Below are 15,805 nucleotides of genomic sequence, written 5' to 3' on the forward strand. Positions count from 1 at the left end.
CTCGGCCTTACGTATTTTGATTGCGTTTCGATTTGGTCAGAACATTGGATGCCAGCCGTTCAAGTGCAAGTCGCAATTCCGTGCTGTCGATTCCAGTGGCGATTTCCGCCGCCTGCGCCGTGACCTCGGGGTCGGCTTCGGGCGGCGCGGTGCGTCTCGGGGCGGGCGTGAATTCGACGCGGCCCTCGGCAAAGCCGGTTGGTGCGGTCTGGGTCACCCGAATCCGGGCAATGGCGTTGTAGCCGTAGCAGGCGTTGACCTTTTCCCGAATGGCGTCCTTTTGCATGTCCAGCATGGGGGCCTGCGCGCCGGTCGTCAGTAGCGTCAGCGTCGCGCCAAGACCGCCCCGACCATAAGAAACCTCAACCGGGCGGGCGATGGCGGCGATCCCTTCGCCCACAACCTCGACCCAATGGGTCAACAGGCGGCTTTGCGCGAATCCACGGGTTTCCGACGCCTTGCGAATCCGCGACTGGGTCAGCGTTGCGACCCTCGAAAACCCGCGCGTGGTTCCTTTATGCCGTGGCGTTTTGTCCATCGCGCACTATTCTAGACCCCTTGGCGGAAGGTGCCAGCGAAACCATGCGGACAGGGGCATAAACATTGCGTGACGAGGTCAGGGCGCACAGCGCCGATCTTCTGGAATGGTACGACAGACATGCCCGCGTGATGCCGTGGCGGATCGGTCCGTCAGACCGCAAGGCGGGCATCCGGCCCGATCCCTATCGCGTCTGGTTGTCCGAGGTGATGTTGCAGCAAACCACCGTGGCCGCGGTGCGCGATTATTTTCACCGGTTCACGGCCCGTTGGCCCACAGTGGCCGATCTGGCCGCGGCGGCGGATGCCGATGTGATGGGCGAATGGGCGGGCCTTGGGTACTACGCCCGCGCCCGGAACCTTCTGAAATGTGCGCGGGTTGTCGTCGCGGATCATGGCGGCGTGTTTCCGGACACGCGCGCGGCGCTGCTCACGCTGCCCGGTATCGGCCCCTATACCGCGTCCGCCATCGCGGCGATCGCCTTTGACGAACCGGCGACCGTGGTGGATGGCAACGTTGAACGGGTGATGGCGCGACTGCATGATGTGCACACACCCTTACCTACCGCCAAAGCAGAACTGACGGACCTTGCCGCCGTCCTGACCCCCACGGACCGGCCCGGCGACTATGCCCAGGCGGTCATGGACCTTGGCGCGACGATCTGCACCCCGAAGAACCCTGCCTGCGGCATCTGCCCTTGGCGTGTTCCTTGCAAGGCACGGGCGCAGGGCACGGCATCGACCCTGCCCCGCAAGGAGCCGAAGAAGGCCAAGCCCGTTCGCCGGGGGATTGCCTATGTCGCCCGCCGCATCGACGGCGCCTATCTGCTGGAGCGGCGGCCCGACAGCGGGCTGCTTGGCGGGATGCTCGGCTGGCCCGGCACTGATTGGGCCGAGGTCCCGCCGGACCCGGCCCCACCGATCCGCGGCGAATGGCGCGAGATCGGGGCAGAGGTCCGGCACACATTCACCCATTTCCACCTGCGGCTGACAGTGATGAAGGCGACTGTTCCGTTGGATCGCACCCCGGCGCGCGGCGATTTCTTGGACCCGCCCGATTTTCGCCCCTCCGATCTGCCAACGGTCATGCGGAAGGTTTTTGACCTTGCGCAAGGCGGCAATTGACCGCTTGGGCAAGTCTGGCCTTTAGCGCTAGGCTATGGCGGTCGAAGGGTGTGGAGGTGTTCCAATGATCGTTCCCGCAGAGCAGATGTCCCGGATTACGCGGGCCCTGCCGTTCTGGCTGTCACTCGGGTTGATCCCGCTGGCATGGATCAGTGCGACGCAGGGCGGTTGGACCATCGCGCTCTTGCCACTGGCGACGTGGTATCTGTTCTCCGGGCTGGACGCGATCCTTGGCCGTTACTCTGACAACGCCGATCTGGATACCCCGCCCGAGGGCCTGTTCTGGTATCAATTGGTCACGCTGATTTGGGTGCCGCTGCAACTGCTGACCATATTTGGCATTCTCGCCTATGTTACCCGAACCGACCATCTGAACGGCATCAGCCAATGGGCCTTGTTCGCGGTTCTGGGCGTGGTGTCCGGCACCATCGGGATCAACTACAGCCACGAATTGATGCACCAGAGAAACCGGTTCGAACGCTGGCTGGGCGATATCCTTCTGGGGTCGGTCCTTTACGGGCATTTCCGGTCGGAACATCTCTTGGTGCATCACCGATATGTCGGCACCCCCCGCGATCCGGTGACCGCCCGCTATAACGAAGGGTTCCACCGGTTTTTCCCAAGGGTGCTTCGCGAAAGCCTTGTGTCTTCCTTTCGGGCCGAACAGGCGATGCTGGCCCGCAAATCCCTGCCGTGGTGGCATCCGACCAACCCGTTCTGGCGTTATTGGGCGCTTGAGGCCGGGTTTGTCATTCTGGCCCTTCTGATCGGCGGTTGGTGGGGCGTCTTCCTGTTCGCGACACAGGCCTTCTGGGCGGTGTTTCAGCTCGAACTGGTCAACTACGTCGAACACTACGGGCTGACGCGGAAGCATCTTGGCGAAGGGAAGTACGAACATGTTCTGCCGCGCCATTCGTGGAATGCGGATCACCGGGCGTCCAACTGGCTGCTGATCAACCTGCAACGTCATTCGGACCACCACTATAAACCCGACCGGCGGTTCCCGCTGCTGCAAACCTATGACGATGCCGATGCCCCGCAGCTGCCCTTCGGCTATCCGATCATGACGCTGGCCGCACTTGTTCCGCCCCTGTGGCGGCGGGTGATGAACCCGCGGGTTCGCAACTGGCGCGCGCGCTATTACCCCGAGATCACGGATTGGGAGCCCTACAAGGCGGGCACCACCCCGATGCCGCGCTGACGGAACAAAAAACCCCGCCGTAGAACACGGCGGGGAGTTCGTGCCGTGGTTTCACAGGCCACAGGCACCGGCGGTATTTCGGTAAACTTCTGGATCAGTGTTCGCGCATCTCGGCACGGATCTGCTGGCGCAGAAGATCAATCGGCACCCGCTGGCCATCGCGCCTGAAGTGCCAGTAGGTCCAGCCGTTGCAGCTTGGTGCGCCTTCGAGATGGGCGCCAACCTGATGGATCGACCCTTTGATGTCGGACCCGATCAGCGTCCCGTCGGCGCGTACCTTGGCCTTATGACGGCCATTGATGCTCCAGAGTTCTTCACCGGGGCGCAGCATCCCGCGTTCAACCAGCACACCAAAGGCAACGCGCGGTTCGGCCCGCTTGGAGGTGGAGACCTCCAGCGCTTCCTTGTCGAATTTGCGGACATTGGCGATGCGTTTTTCCGCGACCTTGCGGTAGGCGGCCTCGCGTTCGATCCCGATGAATTCGCGGCCCAGCATCTTGGCGACCGCACCGGTGGTGCCGGTGCCAAAGAAGGGGTCCAGAACCACGTCGCCGGGGTTCGTCGTGGCGACCATCACCCGGTGCAGCAGGGCCTCGGGCTTTTGCGTCGGGTGGGCCTTGTCGCCGTTGTCATCCTTCAGGCGCTCATGCCCGGTGCAGATCGGGATCACCCAATCGGACCGCATTTGCACGCCGTCGTTCATCGCCTTGAGGGCTTCATAATTGAACGTGTATTTCGCGCCTTCCGACTTGGACGCCCAGATCAGGGTTTCGTGGGCATTGGTCAGACGCTTGCCCCGGAAATTCGGCATCGGGTTCGATTTGCGCCAGACCACGTCGTTCAGGATCCAGAACCCCTGGTTCTGCAACTCGGCGCCCATGCGGAACACGTTGTGATAGCTGCCGATCACCCAGATTGCGCCATTGGGCTTCAGGATCCGGCGGGCAGCGGCGAGCCAGTCGCGGGTGAAGTTGTCGTAGACCTTGAAACTGTCGAACTGATCCCAGTGATCGTCGACCGCGTCCACCTTGGAATTGTCCGGGCGGTGCAGATCGCCGCGCAGCTGCAGGTTATAGGGCGGGTCGGCAAAGATCAGGTCGACCGAACACTCGGGCAGACTGTTCATCACCTCGATGCAGTCCCCGGAAAGAATCGTGTTTAGCGGGAGCGCGGCGGCGCCCTTTTCCTTGGTTTTCGTCGTCATTTTCTGCCTCTGATCCCGGCGGTTTGTCCGCTCGTTGATTGAGGCCAAGAATGAGTCAGACCCGATTCGCTGTCAAAAGCTTTTTTGAATCAAGGGGTTACTGTTTTGCCTTGATACAAGATATTGTGCACCGGTTTGAACGACCGTCTATGGTGTGGGGTCACACCAAGATTTTGAAGGGCCTCTTTATGGGCCGGGCTGGGGTATCCGGCGTTCTTTTCCCACCCGTAGCCGGGGAACTGTTGCGCCAATCCCACCATGAGCCTGTCGCGGCACACTTTTGCCACAATTGAGGCCGCCGAAATCGACAGGGATCGGGCATCACCCTTCACGATCGCTTCGGCGGATTGGGTCAGGCCGCGCGGGATCATGTTGCCGTCGATCAGCAGGTGATCGGGCGGCAAAGGCAGCCCGGCAACCGCGCGTTCCATGGCCAGATGCGAGGCTCGCAGGATGTTCAGGCTGTCGATCTCTTCAACGGTGGCGTGGGCGATGGACACCTCGGCATCGCGCAGGATGATGTCATATAGCGCCGCACGCCGCTTCTCGGTCAGGGCCTTGCTGTCGTTCAGGCCATCGGGAATCCGGTCCGCGTGCAGGATAACCGCCGCCGCAGTGACTGGCCCGGCCAGCGGGCCGCGGCCAACCTCGTCCACACCGGCGACGCGGGCCAGCCCGCGGGCCTGCGCGGCGGTTTCGAACGACATATCGGGGGCGGTTCTGGCCATGCCCCTGACTGCCCTGACCGAACGCGGTGCCGCAACCAAAAAGTTGGGGCGGAAGGCCATGCCCGACCCTTCCGCCCCGGGGGTGGCGCGGCAAGATGGGGATGCCGCGCCACTGCTCGACCTCGTGCTAGTTTGACCGGACGCGCCGTTGACCGATTTCGTATCCAGCGCGGCGCAGGCAATGGATGTTGTATCCGTTCCGGTCGTGCCGCCGGGTTTCCACGGTCATTTCGCACTGTTCCGGCAGTCGATTCACCCAGCGATAATTCCGTTCCATGCAGCGACGACCCAACATCGTGACATCGCGCCCCCGACGAGCGTCGACCTCGACAACGCATTGGGAGGGCAGGACGCGCTGGCGCGCCGGAATGGCGTGATGGTTCCAGTCCTGCCCGCCGTTGGTTTGCTGCGACTGGTCGCGCCGGTCGTTGGCGGCATCCGCGATAATGGCAATCGTCGCGATCCCGAGCAGGATTTTCAGAAGGTCTTCGTCGTTCCCGGCCCGCACGGGTGTGGCGGCAACCGAGGAAAACGCGATTGTGGCGGAGAGAAGCGAAGCGATCAGGGGCCGTTTCATGGCAGTTCCTTTCATCAGGTGAAGCAACGGATACAACCGCGCTGTTCGATGAAACGACGTTCGGCTGGGTTGGCGAGGTCAGGCAATAACCGGGCCTCGCTAGGCGATATCGCAGAGCGGACCCGATCCGATATTGAATATCAGCGCATCCCATGCACAGTGTGGGGCCATGAAAAACCTACTCGCCCTTACCCTGTTGCTTGGTGTGGCCGCGAACGGCGCGGCTGCCGCGTGCTATGCGGATTACAAGGCAAAACAGGACAGTCCGCTTCGGCTTCACTACGGTGTTGCCGAGATCAGCGGGGACTGCACCGTTGCCAATGCCGAGGCGCAATTGCAGGATCGGCTTGCCCAAGGCGGCTGGCAACTGTTGAATGTGCTGGACACCTTCGACGACAGCGGACTTGAGGAAAGGGAAGCGAGTGCAGGAGAATTCTACCTCCGCTATTGAGGCGCGCACGACTGGAAACCGGGTTGTCGTCGGCGGAATCGCGGCGATTGTCGGCGTTCTGGCGGTGGCGGCAGTCGTTCTGTTCAGTAACCTGCCGGACGCAAATGCCTTCAACGAACGGGTCGAACGCCTGTTCGTGGAAAATGACGACCTTACGGCGCAGGCGGAAATCAAGCTTTTGGAGATTCTTGCGCAGTCGGGCACCGCGTTTTCCGAAACGCTGGACAGCTACCGGTTCGTGATCTTCGTGCTTCTGGTCTTCTCGACCGCTCTTCTGATCGCGGCGGTTGCCTTTCTTGTCATGCTGATCGTGCTTAACCGGCGCATGGGCCAGATCGAACGCAAGGGGATCGAGGTGAATTCCCTGCTTATCAGCCGGGATCAGAATGTTGTGCTGCTGAATAACTTCGAGTTCAAGCTGACGGATGCGGCCATCGAAACCCTGTCCGTCCTGGCCGAGGCACGCATGGACGATGAGATCCTGACCGGAGCCCAGATCGAGGCGGTGATTTCGGGCCGATCCGAGGTGGATTGCGAAGAAGCGGCCGGGGCAACGCGGATCAAGCGGCTGCGCGACAGTCTGGGCAACCAGATGATGTCGGAACTGCTGGTCAAAAACATCGCGCGCCGTGGCTATGTCCTTGCCATCGACAAGGACGTGATCCGGATGGTCTGAGCGCTATTTCCGACCTTCGGGGTGCAAAAAGTAGGGATCGACCCTTTTCCAGTAGATCAAAAGGTCTCGCGCGCGGGCCGGGGCCAGCCCCATCGCCTCGATCGCTAGAATATCCGCCGCAACCAGGGCCGCCATTTTGTAGGCTTTCGCAGCGGCATCCTGCATGCGTCCCGTCGGGCGCATCAGGTCCTCGAAATGGGAGGCGGCGGCAGTCAGGGCAAAACAAAGTGTCAGCGCCTTCTCTTCCGGCCACCCCTTGGCGAGTTTCTGCACCACCAGCCGGATCCTGTGCGGATCGCCCGTTGCGATCTCTGCGATCGCGACTTCCTGCATTTGGTCGATGGCGGGCTTTGTCATGGCACTCGGAACAGGTAACTTGGACAAGACTTTGCCCGGAAACCGGTCTGATGCAACCGGGCGGACAAAACCATTGAGCGGGGGTAACACATTGGCGCGCATTTTCTGGAGTAGCCTCTTCGTCTGCCTGAGCCTCTTTTCCCCGCTGCGGGCAGAGGTTTTGTTACCAACCGAACCGCGGGTCCGGGATGTGCCGCGCCAGAACTATCTAGGCGAGCGGGTCGGCGGCATTGCGCTGTTCGCGACCACCGTCTTCCGGTTGGAAGATGGCGAGATCATCGTGCTTTACGGATTTATTGTCGGGCGCCCAAACGGGGATTCGAATTTCTTCTACTGGAACGACCGGCTTTCGATGGATTGCGAAGGCAAGACGGTCCGCAACGAAGATGGGTCCGGGGTTGGGCAGTTTCTATGTGATCGGGATGGCCGCCAATTCCTGTCTGACAGTTTCGGAGTGGTCGCCGAAAAATACATGCGGTTCCGCGGCGACATCTCGGGCAGTTTTATCGGGGTGAACGGCCAGCCGATCGAGGTGCTGATGCAATGGCAGGGGCGCGAACGCTTTCCCGACCCAACCCCGATGATCGAGGCGCTGTCCAGATAGCGACTTGGTGACCCCGACAGGATTCGAACCTGTAACCTGCCCCTTAGGAGGGGGCTGCTCTATCCAGTTGAGCCACGGGGCCACGGGCCCTTCATTGCCCGCCTTTTTTTCCAAGGTCAACGTTGGCGGTCGAAGGGCTTTTACAATGCCGTCAACAGGGGCTAACTAGGAACAGAGGGACAAGATACGGGAAATCCTGACGTGAAACCGCCAAGCAAGCGCCCGCTGACGCTCCGGGATGTGTCGGAAGCATCCGGTGTCAGTGAAATGACGGTGAGCCGCGTTCTGCGCAATAAAGGGGATGTCAGCGAGACGACCCGGACCAAGGTTCAGGAAGCGGCGAAACGGTTGGGCTATGTCCCCAACAAGATCGCCGGGGCATTGGCCAGCCAGCGCGTGAACCTTGTCGCCGTCATCATTCCCAGCCTTGGCAACATGGTTTTTCCCGAGGTTCTCGCAGGGGTCTCGGAGGTGCTGGAGGGCACCCCGCTGCAGCCCGTCGTCGGCGTGACCGACTATCTTCCCGAAAAGGAAGAAAAGGTGCTGTTCGAGATGCTGTCCTGGCGACCGTCCGGGGTCATCATTGCGGGCCTTGAGCATTCCGAAGCGTCGCGCGCGATGCTGGCGCAGGCCGGGTGCCCGGTGGTCGAGATCATGGATGTGGACGGCGAGCCGGTCGACAGCTGCGTCGGCATTTCCCATCGCCGCGCGGGCCGGAAGATGGCCGAGGCCATTATCGACGCAGGCTACCGCCGGATCGGGTTTATGGGCACCAAGATGCCGCTAGACCACCGCGCACGGAAACGGTTCGAGGGTTTCACCCGGACGTTGGCCAAAGCGGGGATCGAGATTGCGGATCAGGAATTCTATTCCGGCGGGTCCGCCTTGGCCAAAGGCCGCGAGATGACAGAGGCGATGCTGTCACGCACGCCGGACCTCGATTTTCTGTATTATTCCAATGATATGATTGGGGCCGGCGGGCTTCTGTATCTGTTGGAGAAGGGTATCGACGTGCCCGGCCAGATCGGGCTTGCCGGGTTCAACGGTGTCGAGCTTTTGGAAGGTCTGCCGCGGCACCTTGCCACAATGGACGCCTGCCGACGCGAGATCGGTCAGGCCGCCGCCCGAATTATCGCGAACCGGCAGGACGCCAGTGGCGAGGTCGAAGGCGAGCGGATCGAGCTTTCGCCGACCCTCTCCTTCGGCGATACGCTGCGCCGGGGTTAGTAACCCGCCCCGCGGTCCACGACGAATAGAAACGGCTCCCCCGCCTCACCTCGCCGGATGTTTTCCGCAACCACCTGTGATGACGTATCGGCCCGGGTTTCCGAGGCGATATGCGGCGTGACCGTCACCCGTGGGTGCGCCCAATAGGGGTGTTCGGCAGGCAGCGGTTCGACCCGGAACACATCCAGCGTTGCATGGCCGACCTGCCCACTGTCCAGAGCGGCCAGCAGGGCTGCGTCGTCTATCAGCGGGCCGCGCCCGGGGTTCAATATGAAGGCCCCCGGTGCGAGGCAGGCAAGCGTCCGGTCATTCAGGATGTTCTCGGTCGCCGGGGTTGCGGGCAGCAGCAGAACGACGCCCTGCGCCCCGGTCAGTGCCTTGGTCAGCCCGCTCTTGCCATGGAAGCAGTCGATCCCCGGGCGGGTCTTTTCCGACCGGCTCCATCCCCGAACCGGGAAATTGAGCGCGCGCAAGGCGTCGGCGCAGGCCAGCCCCAGTTCACCGATCCCCAGAATGGTGATCGGGCGATCCTTGGCCAGCGGCGGGGCCTCGGGCCGCCATTCACCATTCTGTCCAAGGATGTGACGATCCATTCCAAGGTGATGGCGCAGAACATGGCCAGTGACCCATTCAACCATCCCCTGCTTCAACCCATCGTCGACCATCCGGCACAACGGCTGGGTCAGTGTCTGATTGCCGACAACAGTCTCTACACCGGCCCAAAGCGACAGGACCGCCTTACAGCGGGTGTAGGGCGCGAAGTCCTTGACCGGGCCATTCGGTGCAAACACGATGTAGTCCACATCCGACGGTGGCAGGTCGCGCGACAGGGTCACGTTTTCGATCCCCGCCTCGGCAAGGGCCATGGGCAGGGCTGTCTTATAGACCTCCCACCGGTCATCGTGGGCAGAGAACAGGATATTGACCATCTGTTACCTCGGTCTATGGACATGAGCGGACTGAACCAATCCAAACCCCAATAGAAGAATAAGCATGGCCGATCCGCCATAGCTGACCAGCGGCAGCGGCACGCCCACAACCGGGGCAAGCCCCATCACCATGGCCATGTTGACCGCGAAGAACAGGAAGAATGTGACCGCGATCCCAAGGGTCAGAAGCGACGCGAACCGGTCCCTGTTCCGCAGGGCGGAGGCCACGCAAAACCCGATGATCAACGCATAAAGAACCAAGAGCGCGAATGCCCCGACAAACCCGAATTCCTCGGCCAGGGTGGTGAAAATGAAGTCGGTGTGTTTCTCGGGCAAAAAGTTCAGCCGTGATTGCGTGCCTTGCATGAAGCCGCGACCGGTCCACCCGCCGGAGCCAAGCGCGATCTTGGCCTGCGTGATGTGATAGCCCGCCCCCAGCGGGTCTGCGGCGGGATCCAGAAAGGTGTCGATCCGGCGAAACTGATAGTCCTTCAAAAGTTGCCAACTTGTGCCGCGGCTTTGGAACACGGCCACGATCACGCCGACGCCTGCGCTGATGACCGTCAGGAAATAGGCCCAGTGGACCCCGGCCAACCACATGATCGCCCCGCCCCCCATCAACAATAGAAGCGAGGTGCCAAGGTCGGGTTGTTTCAGGACCAGCGCGGTGGGGATCAGGATGATTGCCACCGGCAGAAGCACCCAGATCGGGCGGGATACTTTGTTCATCGGCAACCAGTCGTAATAGGCGGCCAGAATCATCACCAGCGCGATCTTCATCAATTCCGAGGGCTGCAATCGCAACGGGCCGATGTCGATCCATCGTTGGGCACCCATGCCGACCTCGCCGAAGAATTCGACCATCACCAGAAGGACAAGCGCCACGACATAGCCAAGCGCGGCGACGTTTCGCCAGAACCAGATCGGGATCATCCCCACGATCACCATCGCGACCATGCCGACCGCAAATCGTTTCATTTGGGCGTCCATCCACGGTTCCGCAGACCCACCGGCCACGGAATAGAGCATCAGGAACCCGGCAGAGGCGACCGCCGTCAGCAGGATCACCAGCGCCCAGTTCAGGTAGAGAATCTTGCGCGGTCCTGTGGGGACGTATTTGGCGTTATACTCAAGATAGCTCATCGCATATCCCCGTCAGGCCCGGTCTGCCGGGATCGCGCCGGGCGGCACGCGGCTCTCCAGCGCGTCCTGCTGGGCACGGATGCGGCTGCGCACGTTCGACGGATAGGCAGACAGCGGGGGCGGGCCTTCGTAGAGGGCCTGAAGCATAATATCGCGCGCGATGGGGGCCGCGGCCGTGGACCCGCCGCCGCCATGCTCAACCACGACCGAAACCGCGAAGCGCGGATTATCTGCCGGGGCAAAGCCCACGAACAGGGCGTGATCCCTGCGTTCCCACGGAAGATCTTCGTTTCGGGTGACGCCGCGGGCCCGTTCTTCGGCGGTGATCCGGCGCACCTGGCTGGTGCCGGTCTTCCCGGCCATGCGCATGTCGGCCTCTATGATCCGGCTGCCATAGGCAGTGCCCCGGCTATGGTTGCCGACCGCATCCATGGCTTGCCGGACACGGCGCAGGGTATTTTCATTCAGGCCGAGCGAGTCCCCCGCGCCAGAAGGCTGTTCGATCCCGTCGATTGCCAAGACCAGTCGCGGGGAAATAGAGCGTCCGGTGGCAATCCGAGCAGTCATGACCGCAAGTTGCAAAGGAGATGCCAGAACGTACCCTTGCCCGATCGAAGCATTGACCGTGTCGCCGATGCGCCAGTCTTCGCCACGGGTGCGTGCCTTCCATTCCTTGTCCGGGGCCAGCCCGGCCTGAACCGCAGACAGCGGCAGGTCATGTTCGATCCCAAGCCCCAGCCGCCGGGCCATTTCGGCGATCTTGTCGATCCCGACCCGCTGACAGATTTCGTAGTAGTAGCAGTCGCAGCTCTGCTTAAGGCTTTCATGCAGGTTTACGTTGCCGTGCCCGGCCCGTTTCCAACAGTGGAACCGGGTGCCCGCCACTTCGGTATAGCCCCGACAGAATACCGTTTCTTCGGGGTCCAGCTGCCCGTCTTCGATCGCGGCCAGTGCGGTCACCATCTTGAACGTCGATCCTGGCGGATAGGTCCCCTGATAGGCCTTTGCGGCAAGCGGGCGATAGATGTTTTCGTTTAGGGCGTTCCAGTCGCGGACGCTGATCCCGCGGACGAACAGGTTTGGGTCAAACCCCGGGGCGGACCCGATTGCGCGCAGATCGCCGTTTTCAAGGTCGATGACCACCGCGCCGGCGCTTTCGCCTTCCAGCCGTCCTTCGACATAGGTCTGAAGGCGCGCGTCGATGGTCAGTTGTATATCCTTGCCGGGGATGCCTTCCTGCCGGTCCAGTTCGCGCATGACCCGGCCAAGCGCGTTGACCTCGATCCGGCGTGTGCCTGCGCTGCCACGCAGGGTGTGTTCCAGTTTGTTTTCGATCCCGGTCTTGCCGATCTGGAACCGGGGGATCTGCAACAGCGGATCCTGATCGTCGATCCGGGACAGGTCATAGTCCGACACCGGACCGACATAGCCGACCACATGCGAAAAATCGGCGCCTAGTGGATAGACGCGGCTCAGACCCACCTCGGGGATGACACCAGGCAGGGCAGGCGCGTTCACAGTGACACGCGCGATATCTTCCCACGACAGCCGGTCGGCCACCGTCACCGGGACGAAGGGCGACCGGCGCATCATTTCTTCCTTGGCGCGTTCCATATCCTCGGGGGACAGGGGCACCAGCCTGCGCAGGCGCGACAGGACATCGTCGATGTCGCCTGCATCCTCCCGCACCATGACGATGCGGTAATTCTGTTCGTTGTCGGCAAGCGGCACGCCCGTGCGGTCAAAGATCAGCCCGCGCGCGGGGGGCAGCAGGCGGATGTTGATCCGGTTCTCATCGGCAAGCAGGCGATATTGATCGGCCTGTTCAATCTGCATCGACCGCATCCGCAGCCCAAGCGCGCCAACGACGCCAAGCTGGATCCCCCCAAGGACCAGCGTCCGTCGGGCGATCTTGCGGTTGCTTTCCGCCGTGTCCCGCGTCGGGCGTCTCATACCGGCCTCCCGAAGGCGTCCACCTCGCCCTGCGCAGGGCGGTGCACACCAAAGATAAGATAGGACAGCGCGACCACAAGCGGGTAGGCGAGTATTGTCATCACCATCTGAATGACCGTCGGGGTCAGGGGCGCCCGGTCCGCCATGACGATCAGAAGGGCGGCCCGGTTCAGGAACACAAGCCCCACGATGGCGAAACTGACCGTCAGCCATTCAAGTGGAAAGGGCAGCGTCCGCATTGACGCCGATCGCGCCCGCAGCCCCTCGGTCACCAGAAGAACCAGCGCTGTCATCAGACCCGGTGGGCGTTGGAACAGCATGTCGGTGAGAAAAAAGACGACCGCCACCGATCCGACGGGAACAAGATCCGGCCGGCGCACGGTCCAGGCAAGGGTCAGGGCCAGAAGGAAATCTGGCGGGGCCCAGCGGGGCGGCATGGTCGACAGCGGCAGAAGGTGAAAGAACACCAGCGCAAAGCACAACAGCAGAAAGCTGCCACGACCGATCCAGCGCTGACGGGTCGGGGTATCAACCATCCGTTGCCTCCGCCTCAGTCGCTCCCTCGGCAAGGGGAAGTGGCGGCGGGGTCACCGGGGCCAGAAGGCCGCCAGGATCGGAAATGGATTCGCGCGGGTGGTTGCGCAGCACGCGCAAAAACTCCAGCCGCTCGTAATCGGCCGACAAACGAACCCGCAACCGCCGATCAGACCCCAGCGCGACCTGCCCGACAAGGATATCAGCGGGAAAGACACCGCCATCACCCGAAGAAACGACCCTGTCACCGGGGCGCACCTGATCGGGGTCTTCCAGAAATTCGATCGGCGGGGTGATTGTGTTGTCCCCGACCAGAACCGCCCGCTGCCCGGACGGCTGGATGATGACCGGGATCCGGCTGGATGTATCGGTAAGCAGGATAACCCGGCTCGTCGTATTGCCCACGCCCGAAATCCGCCCGACCAGCCCGATGCCGTCCATCGTGGCCCAACCATCGATGATCCCGTCGCGCGCGCCCACGTTCAGAAGGACGGACTGGCGGAACGGCGATCCGCTGTCGACAAGCACAACGCCGGTCACGGCGGTCAGTTGTGGGTCCAGCCGCACGTTGTTCAGATCACGCAGCTTGGCGTTTTCTTCTTCCAGCTGGATCGCTGCCTCGCGCCAGGCCTTCATGTCCTGCAATTCGCGCCGCAGTTCCTGATTCTGTTCGGCAAGCCGTTGGTAGCTTTGGAAATCGGAAATCAGATGGGCCACGCCATTCACCGGCGCCATGGCCCAGTCGAACGAGGGCACAACCCGGTCGATCACCGTCGCGCGGAACCGTTCCACGCGCGGGCTGTCGATCCGCCAGATCAGGAAGACGGCAAGCATGAACAGTACAAGCACACCGACCAGCAATCGCCGGATCGGGCGGACATATACCTCGTCGCTGTTGCGGTCGCGTGCCAAGGGGTGCGTCTTTCCCTGCCTGGGTTCTGGTCCCCGAACCGGCCGGGGATCAGCTGTCGTAGTCTATGACATGCCGAAGCTGTTTTTCATACTCCAGCGCCTTGCCGGTCCCAAGTGCCACACAGTTGAGCGATTCATCGGCGACGGAAATCGCAAGGCCGGTCTGTTCGCGCAGCGCCAGATCCAGCTCGCCCAGCAGGGCGCCGCCCCCGGTGAGCATTACGCCCCGGTCCACGATATCGGCGGCCAGATCGGGCGGGGTCGCTTCTAGCGCCGTCATCACGGCCTCGCAGATCTGCTGAACCGGTTCGGCCAGCGCTTCGGCCACCTGGGCCTGGCTGATCTCGGTTTCCTTGGGAACCCCATTCAACAGGTCACGACCCCGGATCTGCATCGACGCGCCGCGCCCGTCGTCGGGCATCCGCGCGGTTCCGATGGATGTCTTGATGCGTTCGGCCGTCGATTCCCCGATCAGCAGGTTATGCTGGCGGCGCAGGTAGTTGATGATCGCCTCATCCATGCGGTCGCCACCAACGCGGACGGAACGGGCATAGACGATATCGCCCAGCGACAGGACAGCCACCTCGGTGGTGCCGCCGCCGATGTCGACAACCATGCTGCCGGTCGGGTCGGTGATGGGCATGCCCGCGCCGATTGCTGCGGCGATCGGCTCTGCGATCAGCCCGGCCCGGCGGGCCCCGGCGGACAGGACCGACTGACGGATGGCCCGTTTCTCGACCGGAGTCGCGCCATGCGGGACGCAGACGATGATTTTTGGTTTCGAGAAGGTCGTGCGTTTGTGAACCTTGCGAATGAAATGCTTGATCATCTCTTCGGCCACGTCGAAGTCCGCGATGACCCCGTCGCGCATCGGCCGAATTGCTTCGATGCTGCCCGGGGTTCGGCCCAGCATCAGCTTGGCGTCTTCACCAACGGCCAGAACCTTCTTCACGCCATCCTTGACGTGATAGGCCACAACCGAGGGCTCGGACAGGATGATCCCCTTGCCCTTCACGTAGACGAGGGTGTTCGCCGTCCCCAGGTCAATCGCCATATCCGACGAAAACAAGCCTCCGAAACCAGCCATTATGGGGTCTTCCTATTCTACCATGCCAAGACAGCCCCGCGACTCGGCACCGGCCCGGGACGGTGATCCTTATATGGGCCACCCGGCGCTGACGAAAGGGCGGAAACGGGGCTGACTCGGCACCAATCCGCTGTCCCGACTCGGGTGTGGCCGCAGATAAGGGGTAACGGCAAAACTCCATGCCCTGAGAGTGGGTATATATATAATGTAAGCGCACTGACCACCGACCCGCATGGGAAGACGCTCGAAGCCCTTTAAAACAAGGCGCTTCGAAAAAAGTGACAGAAAAACGAAAATTCTTGCTCGAATCCTCTTGCGGCCCCCCACGGTAATCCGTAGATACCCCCTCACCGGCGGCGCTGAGGTGCCAACGGGACGCGGAACCGGACGCTAGACGGAAGGAACGCGGATCACACAGAGGTCAGAACGGGCGGTGCGCGCCAAGTAAGTAAGGCGCGGGTCGGTTGGTTTTTTCTGTGTGGTTGCTTTTTGACAATTTATGATTTGAAGAGATACGTGGGCGGTTTGGTCTGTTTATCGACGGATTGAATGTCTGTGTA

Annotated in this window: 17 protein-coding genes and 1 tRNA gene; 6 read left to right on the top strand and 12 right to left on the bottom strand. The window is 62.1% G+C overall.

What is annotated here, in order from left to right; translation table 11 throughout:
- Positions 1-7: 7 nt before the first annotated feature.
- The gene (locus U3648_RS04680; RefSeq protein ID WP_420858079.1) at positions 8-538 is read right to left on the bottom strand and encodes a DUF721 domain-containing protein; all 531 of its coding nucleotides are present in this window, start codon (positions 536-538) and stop codon (positions 8-10) included.
- 65 nt (positions 539-603) lie between these two features.
- Here U3648_RS04680 and mutY point away from each other — a divergent pair, with 65 nt between their 5' ends.
- Positions 604-1,662, top strand: a complete 1,059-nt coding sequence (gene mutY, locus U3648_RS04685; RefSeq protein WP_420858080.1) for an A/G-specific adenine glycosylase — start codon at positions 604-606, stop codon at positions 1,660-1,662.
- Positions 1,663-1,726: 64 nt separating this feature from the next.
- Positions 1,727-2,863: an alkane 1-monooxygenase gene (locus U3648_RS04690; RefSeq protein WP_420858081.1), complete on the top strand. Its 1,137-nt coding sequence runs from the start codon at positions 1,727-1,729 to the stop codon at positions 2,861-2,863.
- A gap of 94 nt (positions 2,864-2,957) precedes the next feature.
- Here U3648_RS04690 and U3648_RS04695 read toward each other — a convergent pair whose 3' ends face one another.
- From U3648_RS04695 to U3648_RS04705, 3 genes are all read right to left on the bottom strand, one after another.
- The gene (locus U3648_RS04695; RefSeq protein ID WP_420858082.1) at positions 2,958-4,067 is read right to left on the bottom strand and encodes a site-specific DNA-methyltransferase; all 1,110 of its coding nucleotides are present in this window, start codon (positions 4,065-4,067) and stop codon (positions 2,958-2,960) included.
- Between the two features lie 89 nt (positions 4,068-4,156).
- Positions 4,157-4,795: a ribonuclease HII gene (locus U3648_RS04700; RefSeq protein ID WP_420858083.1), complete on the bottom strand. Its 639-nt coding sequence runs from the start codon at positions 4,793-4,795 to the stop codon at positions 4,157-4,159.
- A 127-nt stretch (positions 4,796-4,922) separates the two neighbouring features.
- Entirely contained in the window at positions 4,923-5,372 is a 450-nt protein-coding gene (locus U3648_RS04705) for a hypothetical protein (protein WP_420858084.1), read from the bottom strand.
- 169 nt (positions 5,373-5,541) lie between these two features.
- Between U3648_RS04705 and U3648_RS04710 the strand changes: the two genes are divergently transcribed.
- Together U3648_RS04710 and U3648_RS04715 are read left to right on the top strand one after the other, a co-directional pair.
- Positions 5,542-5,823 (top strand): hypothetical protein, encoded by a 282-nt coding sequence (locus U3648_RS04710; protein ID WP_420858085.1) that lies wholly within the window; start codon positions 5,542-5,544, stop codon positions 5,821-5,823.
- Positions 5,795-6,499, top strand: a complete 705-nt coding sequence (locus U3648_RS04715) for a winged helix-turn-helix domain-containing protein (protein WP_420858086.1) — start codon at positions 5,795-5,797, stop codon at positions 6,497-6,499. The genes U3648_RS04710 and U3648_RS04715 overlap by 29 nt, the downstream gene beginning before the upstream one ends.
- 3 nt (positions 6,500-6,502) lie before the next feature.
- Here the strand turns inward: U3648_RS04715 and U3648_RS04720 are convergent, their stop codons facing one another.
- On the bottom strand, positions 6,503-6,958 hold the full coding sequence (locus tag U3648_RS04720; RefSeq protein ID WP_420858087.1) for a hypothetical protein: 456 nt from the start codon (positions 6,956-6,958) through the stop codon (positions 6,503-6,505).
- On the opposite strand from U3648_RS04720, the gene U3648_RS04725 reads away from it, so the two are divergent.
- Complete coding sequence (locus U3648_RS04725; protein WP_420858088.1) at positions 6,948-7,460, top strand: hypothetical protein; 513 nt, start codon at positions 6,948-6,950, stop codon at positions 7,458-7,460. The two genes, U3648_RS04720 and U3648_RS04725, sit on opposite strands and share 11 nt — an antisense overlap.
- 5 nt (positions 7,461-7,465) lie before the next feature.
- On the opposite strand, the gene U3648_RS04730 is transcribed toward U3648_RS04725, so the two are convergent.
- A tRNA-Arg gene (locus tag U3648_RS04730) sits at positions 7,466-7,542 on the bottom strand.
- A gap of 119 nt (positions 7,543-7,661) precedes the next feature.
- Between U3648_RS04730 and U3648_RS04735 the strand changes: the two genes are divergently transcribed.
- Entirely contained in the window at positions 7,662-8,687 is a 1,026-nt protein-coding gene (locus tag U3648_RS04735) for a LacI family DNA-binding transcriptional regulator (RefSeq protein WP_420858089.1), read from the top strand.
- Here U3648_RS04735 and U3648_RS04740 read toward each other — a convergent pair.
- The 6 genes from U3648_RS04740 to U3648_RS04765 are packed head-to-tail and all read right to left on the bottom strand — an operon-like array spanning position 8,684 to position 15,245.
- Complete coding sequence (locus tag U3648_RS04740; protein ID WP_420858090.1) at positions 8,684-9,616, bottom strand: 2-hydroxyacid dehydrogenase; 933 nt, start codon at positions 9,614-9,616, stop codon at positions 8,684-8,686. The two genes, U3648_RS04735 and U3648_RS04740, sit on opposite strands and share 4 nt — an antisense overlap.
- 3 nt (positions 9,617-9,619) lie before the next feature.
- Complete coding sequence (gene rodA, locus U3648_RS04745; RefSeq protein ID WP_129681670.1) at positions 9,620-10,759, bottom strand: rod shape-determining protein RodA; 1,140 nt, start codon at positions 10,757-10,759, stop codon at positions 9,620-9,622.
- A 12-nt stretch (positions 10,760-10,771) separates the two neighbouring features.
- The gene (gene mrdA / locus U3648_RS04750) at positions 10,772-12,712 is read right to left on the bottom strand and encodes a penicillin-binding protein 2 (RefSeq protein ID WP_420858092.1); all 1,941 of its coding nucleotides are present in this window, start codon (positions 12,710-12,712) and stop codon (positions 10,772-10,774) included.
- Positions 12,709-13,248 carry a rod shape-determining protein MreD gene (locus U3648_RS04755; RefSeq protein ID WP_420858093.1) on the bottom strand — a complete coding sequence of 180 codons (540 nt, stop codon included), beginning with the start codon at positions 13,246-13,248 and terminating at the stop codon, positions 12,709-12,711. Before U3648_RS04755 ends, mrdA begins: the two co-directional genes overlap by 4 nt.
- A complete protein-coding gene (mreC, locus tag U3648_RS04760; protein ID WP_420858094.1) occupies positions 13,241-14,158 on the bottom strand; it encodes a rod shape-determining protein MreC in 918 nt (305 codons plus the stop codon). The genes U3648_RS04755 and mreC overlap by 8 nt, the downstream gene beginning before the upstream one ends.
- Positions 14,159-14,207: 49 nt before the next feature.
- On the bottom strand, positions 14,208-15,245 hold the full coding sequence (locus U3648_RS04765; RefSeq protein WP_420858095.1) for a rod shape-determining protein: 1,038 nt from the start codon (positions 15,243-15,245) through the stop codon (positions 14,208-14,210).
- Between the last annotated feature and the right edge of the window lie 560 nt (positions 15,246-15,805).

This window comes from Marivivens marinus, assembly GCF_035969385.1.
In the GTDB taxonomy this organism is placed as follows: domain Bacteria; phylum Pseudomonadota; class Alphaproteobacteria; order Rhodobacterales; family Rhodobacteraceae; genus SELP01.

Excerpts from the sequence above, each read along its gene's own strand:
- U3648_RS04765 (WP_420858095.1), bottom strand. The coding sequence starts at position 15,245 with ATGGCTGGTTTCGGAGGCTTGTTTTCGTCGGATATGGCGATTGACCTG.
- U3648_RS04680 (WP_420858079.1), bottom strand. The coding sequence starts at position 538 with ATGGACAAAACGCCACGGCATAAAGGAACCACGCGCGGGTTTTCGAGG.
- U3648_RS04700 (WP_420858083.1), bottom strand. The coding sequence starts at position 4,795 with ATGGCCAGAACCGCCCCCGATATGTCGTTCGAAACCGCCGCGCAGGCC.
- U3648_RS04740 (WP_420858090.1), bottom strand. The coding sequence starts at position 9,616 with ATGGTCAATATCCTGTTCTCTGCCCACGATGACCGGTGGGAGGTCTAT.
- U3648_RS04690 (WP_420858081.1), top strand. The coding sequence starts at position 1,727 with ATGATCGTTCCCGCAGAGCAGATGTCCCGGATTACGCGGGCCCTGCCG.
- U3648_RS04695 (WP_420858082.1), bottom strand. The coding sequence starts at position 4,067 with ATGACGACGAAAACCAAGGAAAAGGGCGCCGCCGCGCTCCCGCTAAAC.
- rodA (WP_129681670.1), bottom strand. The coding sequence starts at position 10,759 with ATGAGCTATCTTGAGTATAACGCCAAATACGTCCCCACAGGACCGCGC.
- mrdA (WP_420858092.1), bottom strand. The coding sequence starts at position 12,712 with ATGAGACGCCCGACGCGGGACACGGCGGAAAGCAACCGCAAGATCGCC.
- U3648_RS04755 (WP_420858093.1), bottom strand. The coding sequence starts at position 13,248 with ATGGTTGATACCCCGACCCGTCAGCGCTGGATCGGTCGTGGCAGCTTT.
- U3648_RS04705 (WP_420858084.1), bottom strand. The coding sequence starts at position 5,372 with ATGAAACGGCCCCTGATCGCTTCGCTTCTCTCCGCCACAATCGCGTTT.
- U3648_RS04710 (WP_420858085.1), top strand. The coding sequence starts at position 5,542 with ATGAAAAACCTACTCGCCCTTACCCTGTTGCTTGGTGTGGCCGCGAAC.
- U3648_RS04720 (WP_420858087.1), bottom strand. The coding sequence starts at position 6,958 with ATGCGCGCCAATGTGTTACCCCCGCTCAATGGTTTTGTCCGCCCGGTT.